Here is a 22522-nt window from a genome sequence, read left to right as displayed (position 1 = left end):
CAGAATGAAGATAGGAAAGTATGATTCGGCATGAAAACGGTAGTTTGTGTATGATTTTTGTTTGGCGACTAAACCATATCACTTACTACCGTTTTTGTTTTTAGTTCCCGCTAATCCGCGATGAACCTTTTTTTTTGCTTGCTTGTTAATGAAATGCTCACTCCAACTTATTGTTGTTATGGGTGAAGCAAACTGATTGTTGTCATTTATTGTTAATAAAAGAGAAAGATAAGTGTCATAACAGCCCTCTATGATCGCGTTTCAAATCATGGAGGATATATGAATCGTAAATTTAATAAGCTGACACTATTACTGCCTATTGCGGTAAGTTCTGCTCTAGTAGGGTGTTCTCAATCAACGTCAACATCACCAACGGCTGCTATCCCATCTCAAACGTCACTTGATGCTTTTAGCTTTCAATGCCAATCCATCGAGCAGCCAAGCGCTTCCAATGCTGAGGTAACCGGAATCAGTCTGGTTGGACGTGCTATTACCGACGCTCCGTTTGATACCTCAGCAGCCGAAATCGTCAGCTACGATTCATGTACCGATAAGCTTTATGTTGTGAACGCTCAAGCGCAGAAAGTCGATGTGTTATCAATGAACTCAGCTAGCGAACCAACATCTTCGGGTTCTATTGATCTTCAATCAGCGGCTGCAGCTTCGGGTGTTGATATTGGTGCAGCGAATAGTGTGTCGACTCATCAAGGATTAGTTGCTGTCGCTATTGAAAATGCCGACAAGCAACAAAACGGCATCATTGCACTTTATCGTTCAGACACGTTAGAGCTGATCACTACTTATACGGCTGGTGCATTACCGGACATGGTGAGCTTCTCGAAAGATGGTCGCTACATTGCCTCTGCAAATGAAGGTGAGCCGAATGCGGATTACAGCATTGATCCTGAAGGCTCAGTAACGCTGGTGGATTTAAGCAGTGGTCCTTTGCAAGCGACAGTCACTCAGATTGATTTCAAGGCATTCAACCAAGGTCAGCCCCGCCATGCAGAGCTGGCCGACAAGGTTCGACTCTCTGCGCCGAATGCAACTGTCGCTCAAGACCTTGAACCGGAATACCTAACGTTTGCTGATAACGGAAAACTCTACGTTGCCCTTCAAGAGAACAATGCGTTGGCAGCGATTGATGTGGCGAGTGCACAAGTGGATGCGATTCTTGGATTAGGCGGCAAGCCTTGGGATAACGCTAAGCTAGATGCGTCAAATAAAGATAAAAACATCGGTAACCTACAAAGCTACGCAATGTTGGAAGGCCTTTACATGCCAGACAGCATCACCAGCTACAGTGTTGATGGCAACACCTACATTGTGACTGCGAATGAAGGTGATGGTCGTGAGTATGGCATCAAAACCACGCAAGAAATGTGTGACGAGAAAGGTTTTGAGTGGGATGGTGATGACTATAAAGGCACCGAAAACTACACAACAGAAAAAGACTTTTGTATCGCTTATGTCGATGAAGTGCGTGGCAAGAAGTTAGACGTTGATGCTAACCATCCATTAGCTGGTGCATTGAAAGACAACAAGCAACTTGCACGTCTTAAAGTGATTAAGCCACGAGGGACACTCGCTGCTGACCAAAAGGTTCAAGCATTCGGTAGCCGCTCTTTCTCTATCTGGGATGAGTCAGGTGAGCTCGTGTTTGATAGTGGCGATGATTTCGCTCGAATTGTGCTGGAGCAAGATCCTGCAAACTTCAACAGCACCAATGATAACAACCAAAGCGGTGACGATCGTAGTGATGATAAAGGCGTAGAGCCTGAAGCTATCGAAGTGGCTGAGATCAACGGCAAGCACTATGCCTTTGTTGGACTTGAGCGCCAAGGTGGCATTATGGTTTACGACGTAACGCAGCCTAAGAGTGCAAGTTTCATCAGCTATCTAAATAACCGCGATTTTACTCAGCCTGTATGCACTAAGGTTGATGAAGACGGTGATTGCGATAACGATATTTACAACTCGAAAGCCGGTGACCTAGGCCCAGAGTCGATCAAGTATTTCACTCGTTCTGGCAACCACTTTATTGCGGTTGGTAACGAAGTAAGTGGTAGCACATCAGTTTATCGCGTTGAGTTTTAATCACGGTTACTGCTTGTAGCTAGACTTAATAAAAACAAAAGCGCCACTACTGAATAAGTAGTGGCGCTTTTTAGTTTATTGATGGCTTGCTGAAACTAAAATAAACGATAGTAAGTTGTAGGGTTTAGTCGCCGAACAACAATCAGAGAAGAGCAAACGTTTTGATGAAAAAATTTCATACCTTCATTTTGGGAAGGTTTAACATAGTAACGTCTCTTCAGCCATGCTCGCTTAGTGGTATCAAAAGTTCCTCTAGCGCTTATATAGAAAGCTTGCTTTTTCTGCTGCGTAATAAATATGTTTGTCAAACGACATCTATTCAATGACACACTTTTAAAGAAGTAGGTAAACGTCGATTTCAACTGTTTCCCCATCAGTTAAATGGGGGAGATCAAGTTAATTCATCATAGGTAAGTTCACGATTGCAAAGACTACCGTGATATACGACAGACGTGTTGATAAAAATAGGCACCCTATAGATTTAGCGCTTACGGTTGTTGAATTAACAGTAATATATTCGGGCAACAAATGTACTCCGAAGTTACCTCACCATTTTGTAAATGACCTTTCTAATTTATAAAATAATCATTTATCGGGCTAAGTGTTGCTGTCTCATATCTCAGTTTAATAACTAGATGATAAGTATTTGTTGCTCAAATGTTAATAAAAATTAATGTGGTCTGACCAAGTGGTGGTTAAATTTACACCTTTTTTGGGGAGCTTAAATTTATCGAAGTGCTGTAGCGTTGTTGAATTTAAGGTCTGAAACCGTTTAATAACTAAGGAAAGTTAAACTATGACAACTTACTGTACGCCGTTAGAACAGTTGAAAGCTAATGTTAAAAAGCACCCTGACAAAGTGTGGCTTCATCAACCTGTTGATCGTAAGTGGCATACTTATACATGGTGTGAGGCAGATATCGCGGCACGGAAAGTCGCAAAAGGTTTAGTTGACAATGGACTAGTCGAGGGGGACAAAGTCTCCATCATCGCTAAAAATTCGGCAGAGTGGTACATATGTGACTTAGCAATAATGATGGCTGGTCTGATTAGTGTCCCGATTTACCCAACAGCAAGTTCAGACAACATAAAGTACGTGTTGGAACATAGTGGCGCTAAAGCGATGTTTATTGGCAAACTTGATGATTCCAAAGAGCTCAGCAAAGCTTTACCTGATTCATTAATTACCATAGCAATGCCTAGTGCTAAAGTTGATTGCAAGCTTGATTGGCGTGCTTGGTTGCCGATGTTAACGCCACTTGAAAATATTAACATCCCCAGCCTTAACGATACGTTTTCGATCATCTACACCTCTGGTAGCACTGGTTTGGCAAAGGGAGTTGAACTTAGTTATTTAAACGTTGCGTCGTCAGCAACATCTGGCAGTGAGATATTTTTTCAACCGGGGGAAACTCGCGTTATGTCTTATCTGCCATTAGCTCATATCACTGAGCGTTGTGTGGTTGAACTTCCATCGATTTATAATCCAGCTGAAGTGTTTTTTACTGAATCAATTGATACCTTCATTGAAGATGTTAAATATGCTCGCCCAACTGCTTTCCTTTCAGTACCAAGACTATGGACTAAGTTCCAGTCTAAAATCTTGGCGAAGATGCCAAATAATCGTTTACAGCTACTACTAAAAATCCCGTTTATTGGCCAAATTGTTGCGCGTAAAATACGTGAAAATCTAGGACTTCAAGACACGGTTTTATTTGGGTCTGGTAGTGCACCTATTTCCCCAGAAGTGCTTCTGTGGTTCCATAAGATCGGTATTAGTATCGGTGAAGGTTGGGGGATGACAGAAACGTCAGGCCTATCGTGTAGCAATGTCCCTTTTGATTTCGAGCACCTTGGAACAATTGGAACGCCTCAACCGTGTGTCGAAATGAAATTATCTGAAGAAGGTGAAGTTCTGATCAAAGGGGATGCTGTCTTCTCGGGATATTACGCAAATGAAGAAGCCACCAAAGCCGCTTTTGAAGAGGGTTGGTTTAAGACGGGTGATAAAGCCGAGCTTAATGCTAATGGCTCGTGGCGAATTATTGGACGAGTAAAAGAACAGTTTAAGACGAGTAAAGGAAAATACGTTTCACCTGTACCCATTGAAAGCAGCTTAGGTAGGAATCCAGATATTGAACAAGTGTGTGTTATGGGAATTGGTAGAAAACAACCGATTGCATTAATTGTTTTAGGCGAAGGCACACCTAGTACCGCTGCGCATGTACGAAAAGAACTTAAAGCTACTTTAAGGAAAGTAAACAGAGAATTAGAAGCTCATGAGCGGCTAGATCACCTGATTTTAGTTGAGCTGCCCTGGAGTATTGAGAATGGCTTGCTAACGCCTACATTAAAGCTCAAAAGGGATAAAATTGAAGAGCGTTATGAACACTTACTTAACTTGAATTTACCTTATGAGGTCATCATTGAAAGTAAATTAACAGAGAAAGATAAGTCTTCTAACACTGCTTACTCTAAACGAGTGTCTGCAAGCGCATAAATAATCTAAATTAGACGGAACTAACAATGTCACAGCTATTAAGAAGGACAGACAACTTATCTAAGTTGTCTGTGAATAAGCACAACTATGCATTTAGTTTTTTGCACGTTATCTAAAATAACTTACATTCCTCTCAACAATACATTTCCTGTTGAAAAAATTGCCTCGATTATTCGTACGAGCGGATGCAGTACTTTATTAGTCGATGAAGAAAGCATTGACTTACTAGAGTCTCTATTACCTTTGTGTGATAGGAAGCTGAAAATTATTCGTTCATATGATTTAGCAATAGATATCCATGAGGATAAGATTTTCAAAATAGGTTCTAGGCGTAGTGATCTTACTTCAGGTTGCAATGAACAAAAGTTTGATAATTTGCAGAGTTCTTATGTTTATCTAATGTTCACTTCAGGTAGTACAGGATTACCAAAAGGCGTACCAGTTAATGAGCAGAACTTACTTAGTTATTTAGATGGCATTACTTCACTGTACAACTTCGATCATCTAGATAGACATAGTCAGTTTTTCGATTTTACGTTTGATCTATCGGTTCATGACATTTTTGTATGTTTGACCACTGGTGGGTGCCTATATGCAGCCACTGAGTTTGATAAATTGCTTCCGACTAAGTTTGTTAACACCCACAAGTTAACAGTCTGGTTTTCCACGCCATCAATGGTGACATTTGCGAAGCAGGCAATGGGAGAACGTTTTCAGTTTGAAAAGATGCCAACATTGAAACACAGCCTTTTTTGCGGTGAGGCTTTAACGGACAGTGTTGTTGAAGACTGGAGTTGTTTGGCTGAAAACTCAACATTGGACAATCTGTATGGGCCAACAGAAGCAACAATTGCGTTTACTTTGTTTAGGGTTAATAGAGACGATGAAGCAGCGCATCCAATAGTCCCAATTGGAAAGCCTTTTGGCCAAAACCGCTGCGTTATTTTGAATGATGAGCTGCTCCCTGCCGAGTTTGGTGAAGTGGGGCAACTTTATTTGACTGGCCCTCAGGTTGTAGGCGGGTACTGGACAGATAGTGATAAAACAAACCAAGTTTTTATAGAATGGTCACCATGGAATGATAGCGTTGTTCAACGGCTTTATAAGACCGGAGATCTGGCGAGCTATGACTCTAGTGGCGTAATGTACTTCCATGGACGTGTCGATCATCAAGTCAAGCTCAGAGGCTATCGTATAGAGATACAAGAAATTGAATCATTGATTCGTCGTTTTACTGCTTCAGATAGGATCGTAGTCGTTCCGTACCCTTATGGAGAAAAGGTGTGTACTGGTTTAACTTTGAGTCATAACGAGCTTGGCTTTAGTGCAGAGGATCTAGTTGAACTTTGTCGTTCGTCGCTACCTACATATATGGTGCCCGATACCATCGTTTTTTTAGATAAGATTCCTACAAACAGTAGTGGAAAGTTAGATCGTAGAGCCATTATGGAGCTGTTGAAAGCCAATGAATAAAGTTTTTAACGCTACTCAATCATGTATTTTTTGTCAGATTAATCGTGATCAATCTGCTCATTTCCTTATTGCGAAGTCTAACAGTTTGAGAGCTGTACTTGACATACATCCGATAACGGAAGGTCACTTACTTATTCTCAGTAGAAGTCACGTTTCTCATCTTGAAGAGCTAAATGATGATGAATACAAGGAGTTGTTCTTGTTCGCTAAGAAGTTGGGGCTGAGAGTTATCGAGGCATTTGATGATGTCAATGATTATACATTGGTGGTAAACAATGGAACATATTCAGGACAGCATATTCCTCATGCTCATATTCACTTAATTCCACGACGGAAATGGGACAACATTAATTTTTACTGGCGATTACTTACAAGGTTTATTAACCCGACCGTTTCAAAAAGGCGCTTGCTAAAAGTGTCTCAAAAACTGAAAAGTCATTTTTGAAGTCGACGACTGTTTGTATCAAGCGAAACGCAATGGTAGAGACAGGGTAGAGAGCAGTTCTGACAGAGATACAAAAACGTGTTTTCAGCGAACAAGCAGCAAATAAAGAAGGGACCTGCAATCTATTTCTAGTTACAGGTCCCTTCTTTATTCAATGTCAATTATGACGTGATGTTTGTTATTGCGTAAAGCCTATGGCTGTTGCTTAGTTGGTGCTAGAGCGATTTCACGGATACATACGTTCTGTGGTTGTTGGTAAGCGAATGATACCGCGCGAGCAATGTCGTCAGCTGCCAATACGCCGCCCATGTCTTCTTTCCAAGAATCGTAACCGTCTTTGATCTCTTGAGATGTTGTGTGAGACAGAAGTTCTGTTTCTACAGCACCTGGTGCAATAGTGGTAACACGAACGTTTGAAGCCGCCACTTCTTCACGAACGTTCTCAGAAATAGCGTGTACCGCGAACTTAGTACCACAGTAAGCAGCGTGGCTTGGGAATGTTTTCTTACCCGCGATAGAGCTGATGTTGATGATAGTACCTGTGTTGCGTTCCATCATCGGAGCAAGTACAGACTGCATGCCGTTTAGAAGGCCAATCACGTTCACATCGAACATTGTCTTCCACTCTTGTGCGTCTTGAGTATCGATTTGACCAAGAAGCATTGCACCAGCGTTGTTGATAAGCGCGTCTACAGGGCCAAATTTCTCTTCACCTTGTGCGATTGCTGCATCAAAAGACGCTTTGTCTGTTACGTCTACTTTTACTGATAGAGAGTTTGGTAGGTTCAGAGCTTCAAGGCGGTCAACACGACGAGCTAAAAGTAGAAGAGGGTGACCTTCATCGCTTAGACGACGAGCGATTGCTTCACCAATACCAGAGCTTGCACCTGTAATTACGATTAGTTTTTTCATTTTATTTCCTCTGTACTTTTATTGCGTCGGTTGGCTACGACGTGCTGTTTAAGTGCATTCGAATCAAGTGCTTGTTGCCTTGTTTCGTTGCGATGGAGGTATATTAAGGAAAATAGCATTGTTGATATATAGCGCTTTACTTGAAACACTGTTGCTGTAGTGCAACAATAAAAGTGTTCACTTTATAGCTTCATCTCTTTTAATTTCACAAGTAAGCTGGCGACTATGCTCAATCAAATTAATCTGTCTGATATTCGCTCCTTCGTGCTGATCGCTCGTTTAGGTAATTTCACCAAAGCGGCGGAGGAGTTAGATGTGTCTCGTTCCCACGTATCACGCCAAGTGAGTAGTCTAGAAAAGCAGATGGGAGTGACGCTGTTTATCCGCACCACTCGAACCTTAAGGCTGACTCACGCAGGGCAAGATCTGTACGCGAGATGTGAACAAGCCTTAGATAATATAGACCAAGCCTTGATTGCTGCGGTGGACGATGTCGAAGAGGTGCGCGGCGATATAAAAGTAAACTGTGTTGGCGGTTATCTGGGCGAGGTGATCATCGCGGATCTGGTCAATGAGTTCATGCAACTCTACCCAGACATCAGCATCAGTCTTGATTTCAGTAGTAACCGAGTCGACTTGATTGAAGACGCGTTTGATATCGCTTTTCGTATGGGGAGTCTTGAAGATGCGGGCTTTATCGCTAGAAAGCTATTGGATATTGAAATGGGAACACTCGCGAGCCCTGAGTATTTCGCTCGTAAAGGAAAGCCAAGTCATCCTAAAGATCTGATCCACCATGACTGCTTAACGGGATCGGTGCGTAAGTGGAGTTTTCAAGCACTGGACGATACTAAGAAAACAGTCGATGTGCATGTGACGGGCAGACTGCAATGTAAAAATGGGCGAGTGTTGGTGCAGGGCGCGAAATCGGGCAACGGAATTATTCGTGTTCCAACCATCTATTGCTTACAAGAACTGAACGACGGGCAATTGCTGCAAGTGTTTGAAGAATGGGTGGTGCCTAAGGTCGACTTTTCAGCGATCTACCATCGAGACCGCTATCAACCGAGCCGAATTCGAACCTTTATTGATTTTGTGAAAGGCCGTTTTGAGCAAATGCCAGTCAGCTAAATGGCGCGTGCTACCTTCCTCCTTCTTTTGGCAATAGTTGGACTGGCTTGGGCTTACATCTCGTCGATTTCGTTTTGTAGGTTTTCCAGCTGGTCTAGAATCAACAAGAACTTCTCGCCGAACGGCGTCACTTGGTATTCAACTCTTGGTGGCAGTTCGTTGAACATCTGCTTATCTAAAATCCCAAACTCCACATTTCGCTTCAAGCATTCATTCAATACCTTGGTCGATAACCCTTCGACCGAGCGCACCATTTCACCGGGACGATTAATGCCATTTGCCAGTAATTGGTAAACCGTTAGCGACCATTTACAGCCGTAGATGGTTTCTACCATGCGAGCTGAGCGCTCTGGTGCTGATTTTCTTGAAAAAAAGTTTTCCTGATTTTTCATAAAGATGTACCAATAAGTACCTACCTAACCGATTTGTACTTACTATTCATAGTGTTAGTTCAAAGCCTAAGATTACCACGTTCACATGACTTAGGAGATAACAAAATGAACTTCACTAAAAATGGTATTGCAGTAGTAATCGGTGGCACAAGTGGTATGGGCTTTGAAACAGCGAAGCAGTTAGTCGCTCAAAACATCCATGTGTTGGTTGTCGGCAATAACCCAACTAAGTTAGATAAAGCGGTGTCAGAACTTCAATCACTAGGCCACGCTTCTGGTTGGCAAGCTAACCTTTATAATGATGCGAGTGTGTCTCGCCTTATTGCACATTTAGAGTCGCTCGAAGAAGGTATTGGTTACCTTGTTAATGCTGCAGGTTACTTCAACCCTAAAGCGTTTATTGAGCACCAAGAATCTGATTACGAGCAATACATGCAGCTTAATAAAGCAACCTTCTTCATTACTCAAGCGATAAGCAAGTTGATGATCAAGAACGGCGGCGGCAGTGTGGTTAACGTTGGTTCTATGTGGGGTAAGCAAGCAATCAAAGCGACGCCATCTTCTGCCTATTCAATGGCTAAAGCTGGCCTGCACGCGTTAACACAACACATGGCAATGGAACTGGCTGAGCATAACATTCGTGTGAATGCGGTTTCCCCGGCTGTGGTTAAAACGCCGATTTACGAATCTTTCATTAAGCCGGAAGAAGTGGATCAAGCGTTAGAAGGTTTCAACGCATTCCATCCGATTGGTCGAGTTGGTTTGCCGAAAGACATCGCCAATAGCATCTCTTTCTTACTGTCAGACAGTGCTGATTGGGTCACGGGTGCAATCTGGGATGTTGATGGCGGTGTGATTGCTGGCCGCAATTAATTAGGCTTCTTTTTAGGTGGCTGTCGCGTAGGCAAATAGCAGCGAGATGGCCTCCTTGATGAGTATTCGCGTAGAATAGAAACGAGAAAGACAACAATAATAATTAAAACGATAACAAGAGTAAGGTCGCCATTATGTTCAACATGGACTTTTCAAAGAGACTGGTTATAGAAACCGAGACATTAGATTGGATTGCAAGCCCTGCTAAAGGGGTGTGGCGTAAGCCGCTTGAAAGAAAAGATAAAGAATCAGGTCACACGACCAGTGTTGTGAAGTACGAACCGGAATCTTCGTTTTCTGAGCACCCGCATCCGCAAGGCGAAGAAATCTTCGTGTTAGACGGTGTTTTCTCTGATGAAACTGGAGATTTCCCTGCCGGTACTTATATCCGTAATCCCCCGGGCAGTGCGCATTCTCCATCAAGCAAAAATGGCTGCACGATCTTGGTGAAGCTCAACCAGTTTGATGCGAGAGACTTAACTCAAGTTCGCATTAATACTCTAGAAACAGAGTGGCTTCCGGGTATTGGTGGTTTACAAGTGATGCCACTGCATGAATTCGAGCACGAGCATGTCGCTTTAGTGAAGTGGCCTGTTGGCGAACGTTTTCAGCCGCACCGTCACTTTGGTGGTGAAGAGATCTTTGTGTTGTCAGGCACTTTTAAAGATGAACATGGCGAGTATCCAAAACACACATGGATGCGTAGCCCTCATATGAGCGAGCATTTCCCTTATGTGGAAGAAGAGACGGTTATCCTAGTGAAAACGGGTCACCTGCCATTGGATTAAAGGAATGCTCAATATAAAGATGAGAAAGCCGCATTGTTTTGAACAAGCGGCTTTTTTAGTTTTTATATATGAGCTGACTAGTAAGCGACACCAATACGTTGGCGTGGGAACTTGCCAGCTTCTAGTTCATCAATCATCGCGATAGCGTAGTCGCTGACGGATATTTTGCTGTTGCCATCTTCGTCAGTGAGCAGTTGATCACCACCTGTGCGGTAGGTTGATAGCTTATCGCCCGGGAAGATTTCCGCAGCAGGGCTGACGAATGTCCAGTTAACCTTGTCATTAGATTGTTTGAACACTTCAAGCGCTTCACCCTGTGCTAGCGCTTCGTTTTTGTAGTCCGCAGGGAAGTCAGGAACGGTAACTAACGGTATGTTTGGCGCCACTTCTAATGAGCCTGCACCTCCTACCCAAAGTAGACGTTCGATGCCAATGCTTGGCAATGTATCAAGCAACTTAGCAGCTGTGTTTTTTACGATGTCGTGATTGCCTAGAGCGCGTCCACCAATCGAAGCAATTACCGCATCAACGCCTGAGAAAGCGGTCGCTAGACTTGCCGCTTCCTCTTGTAAATCAAATGAACGAACTTCAACATCGTTGATTTCTACGCGGCTTGCATCTCTTACAACAGCAACAACTTCGTGTCCGCGAGATTGAGCTTCTTGAGCGATGTGGCTACCAATCCAACCTGATGCGCCTAATACTGCAATTTTCATAATGTCTCTCCAATTATCTAATTTATTGAGTCTGTTTCTCGACAGCCATTGCAGTCTAATAGCTCACTAGATTGCGATAAATATCGTGAAATGATGTAGATTGTATCTATACAGTTATCTAATAGGCTTGGTTAAGTCGGTAAGGGAGAGTGTGATGGACAGGTTGACGGCGATGCGTAGCTTTGTTGAAGTCGCAAATTGCGCCAGTTTTACTCAAGCAGCAGAGCATTTGGACATGAGCCGTTTACAGGTTTCACGGCATGTCCAAGAGATCGAAGGGTGGTTAAAGCAGAGGCTATTACACAGAACGACTCGTAAGGTAAGTTTGACTACAGCAGGGGAGATTGCGCTACAACGTTGTGAGAAAATACTCCATGAAACGGCGGAGCTAGAAGTCACTGCACTTAATCAAACCGATGCTCTTTCAGGTGTGATTCGCATAGCTGCACCCATTGGTTTGACTCAGCACATGTTGTTGGGTGTGGTTGAACAATTCACGGAGCTTCATCCTAATATCACGGTAGAGCTATTTGCTTCTGACCATTTTGCTCAGCTGGTGGATGATAGAATCGATATTGCGCTGCGCTATACCGATCAACCTGAGGATAGCTTGATTGCTCGAAAGCTAATGGAAATCGATTCGGTTGTGTGTGCCTCACAAGACTACCTAGACAAACACGGTGAACCTGAAACGGTTGAAGCGCTCCGACAACACAATTGTTTTCGTCATTTGAGTGTCTCTAAGTGGGATTTTGTTAAGGATAACCAACATTATTCGGTCGAAGTGTCGGGGACTATTAAGGCCAATGATGTTGGGGTGTTAGCTCGCGCCGCACAGCATGGTAAAGGGGTTGTTCGATTACCTTGTGATTTAGCGAATCCGTTGATTGCAGAAGGGAAGTTGAAACGAATTTTGGATGATTTCGTTTCACCGAGTAGTGTGCTTTGGGCGGTGTACTTGTCTCGCAGTTATCAGCTGCCTGTTGTTCGTCAGTTCATTGATTTTGCAGCAGAAGCTTGGTCTAGCGATATCAAATCTGGAGACGTTTAAGCTTACATCGCTCATAACTTGTCTCGTCCTAAAATAGAACCAAATAAATCTATAAGCCCATAAATACAAAAATCCGATATCAATGGTGATATCGGATTTGAACTCAATAATTCAGAGTTCCAGCACGCTCTCCTCTCACGAAGTCTTTACATGTAATGATGTACGGATAATCGGGTGTTAATCGCCTTATCGTTGATGCTAGGTAAAGGCTGATACAAGCTTTTGGTAATGTCTGATAATACTTGGTCGTAGACTTGCGATACCACAGTAGAGATATCACTGGTTAACTCGTACATGCTATCTGCTGGTTGGGTCGCTTCAGTGCTTGATGCGATCTCGGTAAGTGCATGCATCGCACGTGTACAAATGGGCGACCCACTGCTGATAGGGCAGATAATCGATAATTGGTTGAGTTTGCGGTGTGTCTGAGATGCGTAGAATTTGAATCTCGCATACTCCTCAGGCTTCTCCATATCAGGTATACACATTCTCAGCTTGGTCAAGATCTCCATGCAGTCTAAGATCTGTTGCCAATTCATGTGGTATTCACTACTCATGTCTTCTCGCTCAGACTGGATCAGCCAGATGATCATCACTTCATCCATCAAGAACATGCTGTGGCGAATTGTTTTGCCATGAATCGATTGGTTACGCACCAAGCTGCGGTTTTGCCAGTCGCTGTGCATGGCAATGAGCTTAAGGTGATAGATGCGATACATAGGGCGACTATCAAACGAAACATGAGATTGAAGCAATTCAGAGACCTCAAGTATGTTGTCGTAAATCTCGTTCACTTTACGAATAGAGTCGCTAGACAATTTATACGCCAGAGCGTAATGCGTTGCAGCGCGATGTTTACGTGATAACAACAATAGCTCTCTAAGCAAAACTAAGGTTTCGAACCGGTGTGATAGCGCTGTTTCTCTCTTCCTTGAGAAATGATACAGGGCAGCAAGTACTGCTATGGATAAACCAACTGAAATAATTACAAACATATTTAACTCCTAATATGTGTATACCTACTTAGTGGTAGTGCAGACACCGTGCCAAAATATATAATTGTTACATTTCAATTGCTTATGTTTTTTCTCTATTTCTGGATGTTCAATAATGGTGCATGACTTCACCATTCGAGTGAATTTTTCTCATATTTTGCAGGATTTTTTGAGAGGTTACGCTTTTCTTGTGATTAGGCTGGGGAGGTTTCGATAGGTAGGGACACTTCGGCGATCAATCCCTAGCTCGTCTCAAAATACGGAAATTAAAAAGGCCTCACCCTCTATATACTTTTAACTAGAAAAAGTAGTAAGAGTGAGGCCTTTCAAGATTCATTTCTGAGTTTAGTTACCTTCAATGCTAAATGCTAAGTGTTTAGCATTGAGGACTGAACTAAACGTTACGCAAGCTTAAGGTCGAACTCAGTGCGGTACATAACCATATCTTCAATGGTCAGTACTGGCATGTTGTGCATTTTACCGAAAGCAACGATCTCTGGCGCTTTTGCCATCGTGCCGTCTGGGTTTGTTACTTCACACAGTACACCGGCAGATTGAAGGCCAGCCATTTGCATAAGATCCACTGTACCTTCTGTGTGGCCGCGGCGAGCCAGTACTCCACCTTTACGAGCACGCAATGGGAATACGTGGCCAGGGCGAGCAAGATCAGTAGGCTTAGCTGTTGGATTTGCAGCTGTCTTGATCGTTGTTACACGGTCAGCGGCAGAAACACCTGTTGTTACACCAACTTTCGCTTCGATAGTTACGGTAAACGCAGTTTGGTTTGCGCTGTTGTTATCAACAACCATAGGTGGAAGTTCAAGTTGGTTCGCTTGCTCGTCAGTTAGACACAGGCACACAATGCCGCTGCATTCGCGGATCATAAGCGCCATTTGAGCATTCGTCAGGTGTTCTACTGAGTAGATGATGTCGCCTTCGTTCTCACGATCTTCATCGTCAAGTAGAAGTACGCCACGACCTTCGCGCAGAGCTTGCAGTGCGTTTTCAACGCGAGTGATTGGTTCGCCAAATTCGGCAAGTAGTGAAGACTGATTCATGGTTAAACTCCTAAAATATCACCAGAATCAGGGCTGTATGAGGGATCTCAACCGAGCACAACAAAGCCTACTCATTACAAGTAACTTGTACCAATCGTAGTAAACAACTGGTCATTCTAGCTAGTTAAAACCCTTGATAACGGCGTTAGAATTTTTGACTGTAGAATAACTACTTATCGAAAAATTTTGCCTTGTTCTCAAGCGTTTTTCCTGCGCTATCTCTGATCATTTATTTACTGTGATTGGTATTAGCTCATTATGGTTTTATCCAAAACGAAATGCACCCGCCTAAGTTGGAGGTACGAACCCAACTCACGCGGGTACGCTTTTCCAACTTAAACGAGTGTGTTTTCATTCTCTCTCATCCGGACTATGACCGTCGGCTCTGGCATCTCACCAGATCTGCTGACCTCGACGAATCGAGCGCTCGCGGGCTTATCTTTAGATTTTGCTAAGGACATACCGCCGGTGGGGAATTTCGCCCCGCCCTGAGAATAAAAATTAATAATCTGTTTTGCTTTTGAAAGCAGACCAGATGGTAATCCTTTCAATAGTGGATTTAAAGGACTGATAGCAAAGTTTTTAAGATTCTGGCTTTATAATCCGGTAAGTGTTCACTTTATCAGCAGAACGCGTCCGGTAGTCTACTTAGTGGGGTGATGCCTTTGTTTCGTCTGGTTTCAGTGGTTTTTGCTATCTCTATGAACATAAATGGATGTTGAACATTATTGGTGCTGGCGTGGCTGCTCACCGAATCAATACTCAAGAGGTCCATTAATCGAATATTGTTACACCATGACGGCTGACTGACCGTTTTGACATAAAATTGATATTGACGATGCTAAGCTGCGATAGCATCCAACCACTTTATCTAAAAGATCTTAGCCATGACTTCTCTGTTCTCTAACAAATCCAAAGGCTTATTACTGCTCGTTCTAAGTTTGTATTCCCTCATACCCTTTTTGATCTTTGGATCTGACTTCGACCTTGGAAGTGCTGTTTTGCCTTTCTATGGCGCCTTCATAACGTTTGTGACTTACTCTGCGGGCAATCAAGGATTCTTGGTAACGCTAGTGATTTTGTCTTTAGTATTGTTCACGATGAAGTTTTCCAAAGCTAAGTTAGTCAGTCTTTGTTTGCAGCTCGGCTTGTTGTTGGTGCTTAGCTTTGCAGCGAAAACCTTCTTAAAGCATTCCACTGAGAGCCCTCGTCCTTATTCTGAGTATTTGGTGACGCAGGAAGTGGTTGATATGCCGGAAGTGTTTTACGAATTACCATTGGTTGAAAAGAATGCTGCGATTGAGTCTGTACAAGATAAGGTGAGCGAGTGGCGAACGCGTCACTGGTTGGGTGAAACCGACTACTCTTTCCCATCTGGACATATGATCTTTGTCGGTGTGTGTTTGGCGTTCTTTGGTGGTCTTCTCCTAGAGGCGAAACGCTTTTATCTCGTCGGCGGTTTACTGGCTTGGGCTGGTGGTGTCGCCTATAGCCGTGTTTGGCTTGGCATGCATCGACCAGAAGACTTAGCCGGATCTATTGCCTTTGCGGGTTTGATCTATTTATTGGTGCCGCTTATCTCAGAGCAAAAAATAGAACGCTATTTACCTGCATTTTTGAAACAGACTTCTTAGGGATCCTTCCTCACTGCAAAAGAAGGGCTCAGATTAGCAGTACGTAATAAACGCTACTGATTGAGCCCTAGCTCTGCTTGTTTCTTTTTGGTTAGACCTAAGGACACAATTCGGTGTGACTCAATGAGATAGTATCTCAGCTCCTCATCCCTTTCTGGCGTGCTTTCAAACAGCTGAATCCATTTCATACCGCGTGAAGCAAAGTAGGGTGCGGGTTTATAGCCCGGCTCTTCTTTCAGAAAGTCGAAGTTCTGATCGGACGCCTTGAAGATAAACGCAGGCTCATCTTTCGGTCCCCAACCACCAATCGCAAACACCTTGCCACCCACTTTCCAAACGTGCGAGTTATTCCACTGCATCACATAACTGGTTGCAGGCAGCGACTCGCAGAATGAATTGAATTCGTCGTAAGTCATAGAGCGTCCTTTTATCTATTGGGTGTTTGATCTGTGTTGGTTTTCTAAGATGTCTTTTCCGGTCTTTATCGCCAATAACTAGCCAGCTAAACCCTGCCAGATTGCCGTAAAGCCACTGAGAGAACATAGCAGTAATGAACCAATGCGTATCTTCTCTTTAGGGATGCTTTGTGTCGTCATTAACGCCACTTTGTAACCCAACCAAGCAGCAGGCAGCAAAGGTATAGTGATGATCAAGTGGTGTAGCGTGAAGAAGCCAATTGGGATCTGTACTACCAACGAAATGATCGAACTAAACACGAAAAACGCAGAAAGGTTACCACGAAGCTGATTGGCATCTTGGTGTTGGAGTAGCAGTGCCATCGGTGGGCCACCAATACCAGAACTGGTGCCAAAGAACCCAGAGAAGAACCCTGCAATACCCATCTTGATTGGGGTTGGTTCGAGTCTGAATGGCAGTAGACTAACAATCACGGCAAATACCACCAATAAGCCCAACCAAAGTGATAGCACGCTCGTTGAAACCATCACCAATAATGCTCCGCCTGCCAGTGAGCCTGGAATGCGGCCCAGCAATGCGATTTTTAACCCGCCAATAGAAATGTTTGCACGGTGTTTAAAGGCGTTGAATAAAGAGATAAACAGGCCAACCAAGCAGATAGGCGCAGGTACATAGTCTGGTGAAACCAAAAACAGCAGTGGGGCTGCAACAATAGCCAAACCAAAGCCGATTGCGGTTTGCACAAATGAGCCAGCAAAAATGAGTGCCATTGCGATAAGGACAGTCTGATCTATGTATTCCATAAGCCTGCGGATTAGTTTTAAAGGAGCGAGTGGATACTATAAATTAAAACGAAAAGGATAGTCTTATTATTCAGTGAGGTTTATGCAAATATCGGCCGTTTTAATTGGTGAAATAGTGACTAACAAAAAAGCGAGTGAGTATATCAGGATGTTTCCCTTCAATACTCACTCGCTTTATTGGAACGACTTGTTGTTTACGCTAGTGGGGGAGTCAGCGTTAAACGTTAAGCCATTGCCAATTTCAGTCGCTCAATCGGCTTGTCATTGATTGGTAAATGGATAAGCGCTGCCGCAAATGCAAGTACCACGGTTGACCACCAGATTGGCTCGTAAGAACCGTAGTAATCGTAAATACGACCGCCAACCCAAGCGCCTAAGAAGCTACCCACTTGGTGAGTAAAGAACACCAAACCGTACAACGTTGATAGGTAACGGGCACCGAAGATCTGACGAACGAAGCCAGACGTTAGCGGAACTGTACCCAACCAACAGAATCCAATTGCCGCGCCGAAGATAGCCGCGGTTGACTCAGTAACAGGCAAAGTGACAAACGCACCGATAACCACAGTACGCACTAAGTACAGTGCCGACATTACATGGCGTTTGCTGAACTTGTCGCCCATCACACCCCAGAAGTAAGACCCGAAGATGTTGAAGATGCCAACGTAAGCCAGTGCCATTGCTGCGCTGCTCGCGGGTAGGTTTTTGTCTGCTAAGTAACTTGGTAGGTGCGTCGCAATGAACATTACGTGGAAACCACACACGAAGAAGCCCGCGTGAATTAACCAGTAACTTTTGCTCGCAAACGCCTCAGACAGCGCTTCTTTTAGCGTTTGGTTCTCTTCAGCTTGCGCTTGTTTGTTTGAGGCTGCTTTAGGCGCTCGCATAAACAGCGCAAAAGAGATCATGAAACAACAAAGTACGCCAAAGACTTGCATCGCACTCTGCCAGTCAAATTCGTTCAACATGTATTGCGCGCCCGGAATTACCGCGAACATACCAAATGAACCTGCTGCTGTGGTTAAACCAAATGCCTTAGCTGCGTGCTCTGCAGGTACTACTTTTGCTACGGCACCTAATACGATCACATAGCTCGTCGCACTTAATCCAAGGCCAACGAGCGCGCCTAGTGAAACGTAAAGCATGCTTGATTCGGTAGAAATAGAGGTAAGAAGTAAACCCAAACCGTAAGCACATGCGCCAGCAATAATGATGCGTCTTGCTCCCCATTTGTCAGCAGCCATACCAACAAAAGGTTGGAACACGCCAAACAATAGGTTTTGTAGCGCAATCGCGAAGCTGAAAAACTCGCGACCTGTACCGAAATGTTCTGAAATTGGCATCATGAAAATGCCGAATGATTGTCTGATCCCTAGACTGATAATAAGTGTGCCTATCCCAAGCCATACCAGTAAAGGAAAACGGAAAATGCTCATTCTAATACTCTTAAATTAATGGTGGTGATGTGAGTGGTCTTGCGCTGACATGTGTTGGTCAGTCATCTCATGGTGATGTTCGTGCCCAGAATGCTCATGCGCTGATTGCTGGTGGCAGCCACTGCTCACGGCATGCTGAGCCAAGAGATCAATCAATGGCTGACTGTGATGCACAATAACCAAACTAATGACGAGAAATAGCGTCATTCTGGCCAGTTGGGCAAAAAGAGATTGTGAAAACATAAGGTGTTTACATGCGCTCAATGTTGTAAGAAGTCGCGCATCATAATGACGAGTAGGGTATGTATCAAATGACCATTTGTGATTTAGTCTATGCGTTTTATGCATAGATTTATGCGTCGTTAGAATTAGGGCGAAACGTGACCAATAAATAGGAAAACTCGAAGTTTGCTGGTTAATAGATAGAAGTATGTAATTAAGAATGAAAGTCCAAATGCAAGATTGTAACTGTCTGTTTAATTGAAGATTTCACAAAACTGTAAAAACTAATATACAAACTAATCACTAATCAACATTGGCCATTCACTCGACTTATCTGTCAAACATCGTAAATTTGGGCATAAATCGTTTCAAAACTACTGAAACGCGATGTTAAAAGATTCAGGGAGAGTCATTCATATGGATAAAGATCATAACCTTCGCGAAAATTTACTGGCACTGCTCTTAGGTAGCGCACTGGTTTCACTCGGCGTTATCTTTTTCAACCAAGTCGGTTTGCTCACCGGAGGCACGGCTGGTCTAGCGATCTTCATTACCAAAGTAACAGACCTAAGCTTTGGCCAAGTGTTCTTCGCACTTAACTTACCTTTTTATATTTTGTCGGTTGCTCGTATGGGCTGGCGCTTCACCATCAATACGTTTATCGCTGTTTCGATTGTTTCGTTCGCCGTAGATCACTTGTATCACGTGATTCAGATTGCCGAAATTCATGCATTGTATGCAGCGTTAATTGGTGGTGGCTTGATTGGTACCGGCATGTTGGTGATTTTCCGTCATAAGATGAGCTTAGGTGGCTTCAACATTCTGGCGTTGTTCTTACAAGAACGTTTTGGAATTCGAGCGGGTAAGGTTCAGATGGCACTAGATTGCACGATCGTTGTGCTTTCACTGTTTATTGTTGATGTGTCACTGGTCTTACTGTCTGTGCTTGGTGCGATAGTCACTAACTTGATTCTAGCGATGAACCATAAACCGGGGCGCTATCAACCGGTCGTCAAAGCGGAAGCCGCGTAGCTAAGTCCGCACAAGTACTAGGTTCGCTCAAACACTAGGCTAGCTTAAGCAAAGTGATTTACAGATTATAAAAACAACAAAGCCAGCATCAATTGCTGGCTTTGTTCTATTTGAATAACGGGTTCGAGTTAGCTATTAGCAGTTGCTGCAATCGTTGTCTGGCTTGAGTTCGCAGTCAATCACATTGCCTTGTTGGTCAAGTGACAGGTTACAGCACTCTTCAAACAGGTTCTTAAGATCTCCGCGACTTTTCTGAACGCGAGACTTAACCGTTGAGTAGCTGACGTTTTGAGCCTCTGCGATCTCTTTTTGGCTTTGGCCTTTGATATCGACAGCAAGCAGTAATGATGAACTTTGTTCTGGTAACGCCTGAATAAAGGGTTCAATACATAATGAAAGCTTCTGCTTGAACTCAGAATTGTGGTCTAAATCGGTAAACCACAGATCTTCAGCATCAATTTGGCTATCACGTTGTTGTCGAGCGTGCTTACGGTAAAAGTCGATGATCGTGTGATTGGCTAATTGGAATAGCCACGACTTTACGCTGCTCGCATCTTGTACCTTATCTAAGTTCTGATAGGTCTTAATCAAGATATCTTGGAGCAAGTCGTCTACATCCGCAGAGTTGTTGACCTTTGAATGCAGGAATGACCTTAATGCTTGCTGATACTCGGCCCAGACTTGTTCGAGCTTCAAAGGTGCCTCGTTCAAAGGTGCATTAGTTGCACTGTTCATTTACGCAACACTCGTCTTGTAAGAAATCAATCACACCTTCTAGGCACTCATATTCCGCCACGCAGAATAGAGTTCTTCCTTCTCGTCTTTGGCTGATTAGGCCCGCAGACGCCAAGCTTGATATGTGGTGAGACAAGGTAGAACCTGGAATGCCTAGTTCTTCTTGTAGGCCGCCAACTGCAATGCCTTGATAGCCAGCTTTAACGACACTCTTATAAATGGTTAGGCGAATAGGGTGCCCCAACTCTTTAAGTGCTTTCGCAACGACTTCTAAGTTCATATTAACTCCTCAAGATTTAATTTCGATGTTAGTCGAAATGTATGTCGAATTCAAATTTAAAAACGGTGGCTGTGTAAGTCATTGAAAAAATGTGTTTTAGAAAATCATTTCGACTTATATCGAAATAAAGCTTGATCTGGAGCTGTTTATTTCTATAATTCGAGAATATTCGAAATTAAGGATTGGTTACTTTTCTCATAGAGCCCGACCTTCAATCCAGTTTGGAGTTAATTATGAGCAATGAAATGTTAACAATGCTAAAAGACGCACTTGATATGTTCGCTTTCTTAGCAGTAGAGCTAATTATCCTTTTCTTAGCGATCAGCTACATTGTTGGGATTCTTCAAGAGTTCCTTACACCAGAAAAGATTCAATCTATCCTGAGCTCACGTAATGGTAAGGGCTATGTAGTAGCAGCACTACTGGGTGCAATTACACCTTTCTGTTCATGTTCGACCATTCCTTTCTTAAAAGGATTGCTGCGTGCAAGAGCGGGTTTCGGTCCAATGATGGTGTTCCTATTCGGTAGCCCACTATTGAACCCTGTGATCATTGGTTTGTTCGTGATTACGTTCGGCTGGCAAGTCGCTGTGTTCTACTTCCTTGTAGCAATGACGGTGTCTGTAGTTGCTGGTTACGCACTTGAGAAGCTTGGCTTTGAGCGTTACGTAAAACCTGATGCATATGAATCAACAGGTTCAGCTTCAAGCTGTGGCACTAGCTGTGGTGATTCTGCTCCTAAGAAAGCAGCACCGGCTAAAGCAGAATCTTCATGTGGTACAAGTGCATGTGGTGAACCTGCATCAGTAATGGCGAAAGAGACATCTTGCTGCGATTCGAAAAAAGAAGAGCCACAAGTCACGGTTTCATGCTGTTCAGCGGATGGAAGCGCGACGCTGGAAATCGTAGAGAAGAAAGAACCTAGCCGTTGGATGAGAATTTGGTTCTCAACTTGGAAAGACTTCAAACAAGTTTTCCCTTACCTAATGATGGGTATCGCGATTGGTTCATTCATCTACGGCTTCATTCCTACAGACCTAATTGCACAGTACGCTGGTGAAGGTATGTGGTATGCAATTCCAGTAGCAGCCGTGATTGGTATTCCACTCTACATTCGTGCTGAAGCGGTAATCCCATTAAGTGCAGCTCTAGTACAGAAAGGCATGGCGTTGGGTTCAGTAATGGCATTGATCATTGGTAGTGCGGGTGCAAGTTTGACAGAAGTTATCCTGCTTAAATCAATCTTCAAGAACCAAATGATTGCAGCATTCCTATTCGTTATCCTAAGCATGGCGATGGGTGCAGGCTTCTTATACAGCTTCATCTTTGGTTAATCAGGTCTGATTTCGAGATAACCCCATTGATAACGAGATATAGATAATAAAAAAGAGCTCACTTAGTTGAGTAATGCCGATCAGTTAAAGCCAAAGCGATCGGTTGAAGGATCCTTCAGAGCTGTCAAAATCCAAGTGTATTTAATGCACTTGGATTTTTTTATGGATGTTTCTCAAGCTCTAAACATAATTAATGAT

General features: G+C 43.4%; 21 protein-coding genes and 1 riboswitch. Of the genes, 10 read left to right on the top strand and 11 right to left on the bottom strand.

Annotated elements, in window-relative coordinates; genetic code table 11:
- Window positions 1–279: 279 nt before the first annotated feature.
- The 3 genes from L3V36_RS23515 (at window position 280) to L3V36_RS23505 (ending at window position 6070) form a co-directional block, all read left to right on the top strand.
- Window positions 280–2097, top strand: a complete 1818-nt coding sequence (locus L3V36_RS23515) for a choice-of-anchor I family protein (RefSeq protein WP_102576276.1) — start codon at window positions 280–282, stop codon at window positions 2095–2097.
- A gap of 796 nt (window positions 2098–2893) precedes the next feature.
- Window positions 2894–4597, top strand: coding sequence for an AMP-binding protein (locus tag L3V36_RS23510; protein ID WP_017094503.1), 1704 nt, complete (start codon window positions 2894–2896; stop codon window positions 4595–4597).
- A gap of 87 nt (window positions 4598–4684) precedes the next feature.
- Window positions 4685–6070: an AMP-binding protein gene (locus tag L3V36_RS23505; protein WP_208775711.1), complete on the top strand. Its 1386-nt coding sequence runs from the start codon at window positions 4685–4687 to the stop codon at window positions 6068–6070.
- A 637-nt stretch (window positions 6071–6707) separates the two neighbouring features.
- Here the strand turns inward: L3V36_RS23505 and L3V36_RS23500 are convergent.
- Complete coding sequence (locus L3V36_RS23500; RefSeq protein ID WP_004733012.1) at window positions 6708–7427, bottom strand: SDR family oxidoreductase; 720 nt, start codon at window positions 7425–7427, stop codon at window positions 6708–6710.
- 225 nt (window positions 7428–7652) lie between these two features.
- Between L3V36_RS23500 and L3V36_RS23495 the strand changes: the two genes are divergently transcribed.
- Window positions 7653–8558 (top strand): LysR family transcriptional regulator, encoded by a 906-nt coding sequence (locus L3V36_RS23495; RefSeq protein ID WP_004733015.1) that lies wholly within the window; start codon window positions 7653–7655, stop codon window positions 8556–8558.
- Between the two features lie 53 nt (window positions 8559–8611).
- On the opposite strand, the gene L3V36_RS23490 is transcribed toward L3V36_RS23495, so the two are convergent.
- The gene (locus L3V36_RS23490; protein WP_004733017.1) at window positions 8612–8950 is read right to left on the bottom strand and encodes a helix-turn-helix domain-containing protein; all 339 of its coding nucleotides are present in this window, start codon (window positions 8948–8950) and stop codon (window positions 8612–8614) included.
- Between the two features lie 105 nt (window positions 8951–9055).
- Between L3V36_RS23490 and L3V36_RS23485 the strand changes: the two genes are divergently transcribed.
- Together L3V36_RS23485 and L3V36_RS23480 are read left to right on the top strand one after the other, a co-directional pair.
- Entirely contained in the window at window positions 9056–9823 is a 768-nt protein-coding gene (locus L3V36_RS23485; RefSeq protein ID WP_102447806.1) for an SDR family oxidoreductase, read from the top strand.
- Window positions 9824–9957: 134 nt separating this feature from the next.
- Window positions 9958–10611 carry a cupin domain-containing protein gene (locus L3V36_RS23480; RefSeq protein ID WP_102447807.1) on the top strand — a complete coding sequence of 218 codons (654 nt, stop codon included), beginning with the start codon at window positions 9958–9960 and terminating at the stop codon, window positions 10609–10611.
- A gap of 77 nt (window positions 10612–10688) precedes the next feature.
- Here L3V36_RS23480 and L3V36_RS23475 read toward each other — a convergent pair whose 3' ends face one another.
- On the bottom strand, window positions 10689–11327 hold the full coding sequence (locus L3V36_RS23475; protein WP_102447808.1) for an NAD(P)-dependent oxidoreductase: 639 nt from the start codon (window positions 11325–11327) through the stop codon (window positions 10689–10691).
- A 154-nt stretch (window positions 11328–11481) separates the two neighbouring features.
- On the opposite strand from L3V36_RS23475, the gene L3V36_RS23470 reads away from it, so the two are divergent.
- Window positions 11482–12378, top strand: a complete 897-nt coding sequence (locus L3V36_RS23470) for a LysR family transcriptional regulator (protein WP_102447809.1) — start codon at window positions 11482–11484, stop codon at window positions 12376–12378.
- Window positions 12379–12524: 146 nt separating this feature from the next.
- Here L3V36_RS23470 and L3V36_RS23465 read toward each other — a convergent pair whose 3' ends face one another.
- The gene (locus L3V36_RS23465) at window positions 12525–13373 is read right to left on the bottom strand and encodes a hypothetical protein (RefSeq protein WP_102447810.1); all 849 of its coding nucleotides are present in this window, start codon (window positions 13371–13373) and stop codon (window positions 12525–12527) included.
- 401 nt (window positions 13374–13774) lie between these two features.
- Entirely contained in the window at window positions 13775–14431 is a 657-nt protein-coding gene (ribB, locus tag L3V36_RS23460) for a 3,4-dihydroxy-2-butanone-4-phosphate synthase (RefSeq protein ID WP_004733029.1), read from the bottom strand.
- Between the two features lie 349 nt (window positions 14432–14780).
- Window positions 14781–14931, bottom strand: a riboswitch (FMN riboswitch).
- Window positions 14932–15318: 387 nt separating this feature from the next.
- Between ribB and L3V36_RS23455 the strand changes: the two genes are divergently transcribed.
- Complete coding sequence (locus L3V36_RS23455) at window positions 15319–16065, top strand: phosphatase PAP2 family protein (protein ID WP_017092197.1); 747 nt, start codon at window positions 15319–15321, stop codon at window positions 16063–16065.
- A gap of 53 nt (window positions 16066–16118) precedes the next feature.
- Here L3V36_RS23455 and L3V36_RS23450 read toward each other — a convergent pair whose 3' ends face one another.
- From L3V36_RS23450 to L3V36_RS23435, 4 genes are all read right to left on the bottom strand, one after another.
- Window positions 16119–16481: an MmcQ/YjbR family DNA-binding protein gene (locus L3V36_RS23450; RefSeq protein WP_065605811.1), complete on the bottom strand. Its 363-nt coding sequence runs from the start codon at window positions 16479–16481 to the stop codon at window positions 16119–16121.
- A 78-nt stretch (window positions 16482–16559) separates the two neighbouring features.
- Window positions 16560–17285, bottom strand: coding sequence for a sulfite exporter TauE/SafE family protein (locus L3V36_RS23445; protein ID WP_017083156.1), 726 nt, complete (start codon window positions 17283–17285; stop codon window positions 16560–16562).
- Window positions 17286–17509: 224 nt separating this feature from the next.
- On the bottom strand, window positions 17510–18721 hold the full coding sequence (locus L3V36_RS23440) for an MFS transporter (RefSeq protein WP_208775710.1): 1212 nt from the start codon (window positions 18719–18721) through the stop codon (window positions 17510–17512).
- Window positions 18722–18736: 15 nt separating this feature from the next.
- Window positions 18737–18964, bottom strand: coding sequence for a hypothetical protein (locus L3V36_RS23435; RefSeq protein ID WP_076644891.1), 228 nt, complete (start codon window positions 18962–18964; stop codon window positions 18737–18739).
- 396 nt (window positions 18965–19360) lie between these two features.
- Here L3V36_RS23435 and L3V36_RS23430 point away from each other — a divergent pair, with 396 nt between their 5' ends.
- Window positions 19361–19975, top strand: a complete 615-nt coding sequence (locus L3V36_RS23430) for a YitT family protein (protein WP_029222369.1) — start codon at window positions 19361–19363, stop codon at window positions 19973–19975.
- A gap of 135 nt (window positions 19976–20110) precedes the next feature.
- Here L3V36_RS23430 and sigZ read toward each other — a convergent pair whose 3' ends face one another.
- Together sigZ and L3V36_RS23420 are read right to left on the bottom strand one after the other, a co-directional pair.
- A complete protein-coding gene (gene sigZ / locus L3V36_RS23425) occupies window positions 20111–20710 on the bottom strand; it encodes an RNA polymerase sigma factor SigZ (protein ID WP_065605807.1) in 600 nt (199 codons plus the stop codon).
- A complete protein-coding gene (locus L3V36_RS23420; protein ID WP_004733042.1) occupies window positions 20694–20990 on the bottom strand; it encodes a metalloregulator ArsR/SmtB family transcription factor in 297 nt (98 codons plus the stop codon). The genes sigZ and L3V36_RS23420 overlap by 17 nt, the downstream gene beginning before the upstream one ends.
- A 233-nt stretch (window positions 20991–21223) precedes the next feature.
- Between L3V36_RS23420 and L3V36_RS23415 the strand changes: the two genes are divergently transcribed.
- A complete protein-coding gene (locus L3V36_RS23415) occupies window positions 21224–22324 on the top strand; it encodes a permease (protein ID WP_102447811.1) in 1101 nt (366 codons plus the stop codon).
- Window positions 22325–22522 lie beyond the last annotated feature (198 nt).

The organism is Vibrio sp. G-C-1 (genome assembly GCF_021728015.1).
In the GTDB taxonomy this organism is placed as follows: Bacteria; Pseudomonadota; Gammaproteobacteria; order Enterobacterales; family Vibrionaceae; genus Vibrio; species Vibrio splendidus.
The sequence above is the reverse complement of the archived record's forward strand: the minus strand, read 5'-3'. Positions and strand labels throughout refer to the sequence as shown.

Excerpts from the sequence above, each read along its gene's own strand:
- L3V36_RS23475 (WP_102447808.1), bottom strand. The coding sequence starts at position 11,327 with ATGAAAATTGCAGTATTAGGCGCATCAGGTTGGATTGGTAGCCACATC.
- L3V36_RS23445 (WP_017083156.1), bottom strand. The coding sequence starts at position 17,285 with ATGGAATACATAGATCAGACTGTCCTTATCGCAATGGCACTCATTTTT.
- L3V36_RS23510 (WP_017094503.1), top strand. The coding sequence starts at position 2,894 with ATGACAACTTACTGTACGCCGTTAGAACAGTTGAAAGCTAATGTTAAA.
- L3V36_RS23505 (WP_208775711.1), top strand. The coding sequence starts at position 4,685 with ATGCATTTAGTTTTTTGCACGTTATCTAAAATAACTTACATTCCTCTC.
- ribB (WP_004733029.1), bottom strand. The coding sequence starts at position 14,431 with ATGAATCAGTCTTCACTACTTGCCGAATTTGGCGAACCAATCACTCGC.
- L3V36_RS23455 (WP_017092197.1), top strand. The coding sequence starts at position 15,319 with ATGACTTCTCTGTTCTCTAACAAATCCAAAGGCTTATTACTGCTCGTT.
- L3V36_RS23490 (WP_004733017.1), bottom strand. The coding sequence starts at position 8,950 with ATGAAAAATCAGGAAAACTTTTTTTCAAGAAAATCAGCACCAGAGCGC.
- L3V36_RS23435 (WP_076644891.1), bottom strand. The coding sequence starts at position 18,964 with ATGTTTTCACAATCTCTTTTTGCCCAACTGGCCAGAATGACGCTATTT.
- L3V36_RS23465 (WP_102447810.1), bottom strand. The coding sequence starts at position 13,373 with ATGTTTGTAATTATTTCAGTTGGTTTATCCATAGCAGTACTTGCTGCC.
- L3V36_RS23440 (WP_208775710.1), bottom strand. The coding sequence starts at position 18,721 with ATGAGCATTTTCCGTTTTCCTTTACTGGTATGGCTTGGGATAGGCACA.
- L3V36_RS23515 (WP_102576276.1), top strand. The coding sequence starts at position 280 with ATGAATCGTAAATTTAATAAGCTGACACTATTACTGCCTATTGCGGTA.
- L3V36_RS23415 (WP_102447811.1), top strand. The coding sequence starts at position 21,224 with ATGAGCAATGAAATGTTAACAATGCTAAAAGACGCACTTGATATGTTC.
- L3V36_RS23485 (WP_102447806.1), top strand. The coding sequence starts at position 9,056 with ATGAACTTCACTAAAAATGGTATTGCAGTAGTAATCGGTGGCACAAGT.
- L3V36_RS23430 (WP_029222369.1), top strand. The coding sequence starts at position 19,361 with ATGGATAAAGATCATAACCTTCGCGAAAATTTACTGGCACTGCTCTTA.
- L3V36_RS23470 (WP_102447809.1), top strand. The coding sequence starts at position 11,482 with ATGGACAGGTTGACGGCGATGCGTAGCTTTGTTGAAGTCGCAAATTGC.
- L3V36_RS23480 (WP_102447807.1), top strand. The coding sequence starts at position 9,958 with ATGTTCAACATGGACTTTTCAAAGAGACTGGTTATAGAAACCGAGACA.
- L3V36_RS23450 (WP_065605811.1), bottom strand. The coding sequence starts at position 16,481 with ATGACTTACGACGAATTCAATTCATTCTGCGAGTCGCTGCCTGCAACC.
- L3V36_RS23495 (WP_004733015.1), top strand. The coding sequence starts at position 7,653 with ATGCTCAATCAAATTAATCTGTCTGATATTCGCTCCTTCGTGCTGATC.
- L3V36_RS23420 (WP_004733042.1), bottom strand. The coding sequence starts at position 20,990 with ATGAACTTAGAAGTCGTTGCGAAAGCACTTAAAGAGTTGGGGCACCCT.
- sigZ (WP_065605807.1), bottom strand. The coding sequence starts at position 20,710 with ATGAACAGTGCAACTAATGCACCTTTGAACGAGGCACCTTTGAAGCTC.
- L3V36_RS23500 (WP_004733012.1), bottom strand. The coding sequence starts at position 7,427 with ATGAAAAAACTAATCGTAATTACAGGTGCAAGCTCTGGTATTGGTGAA.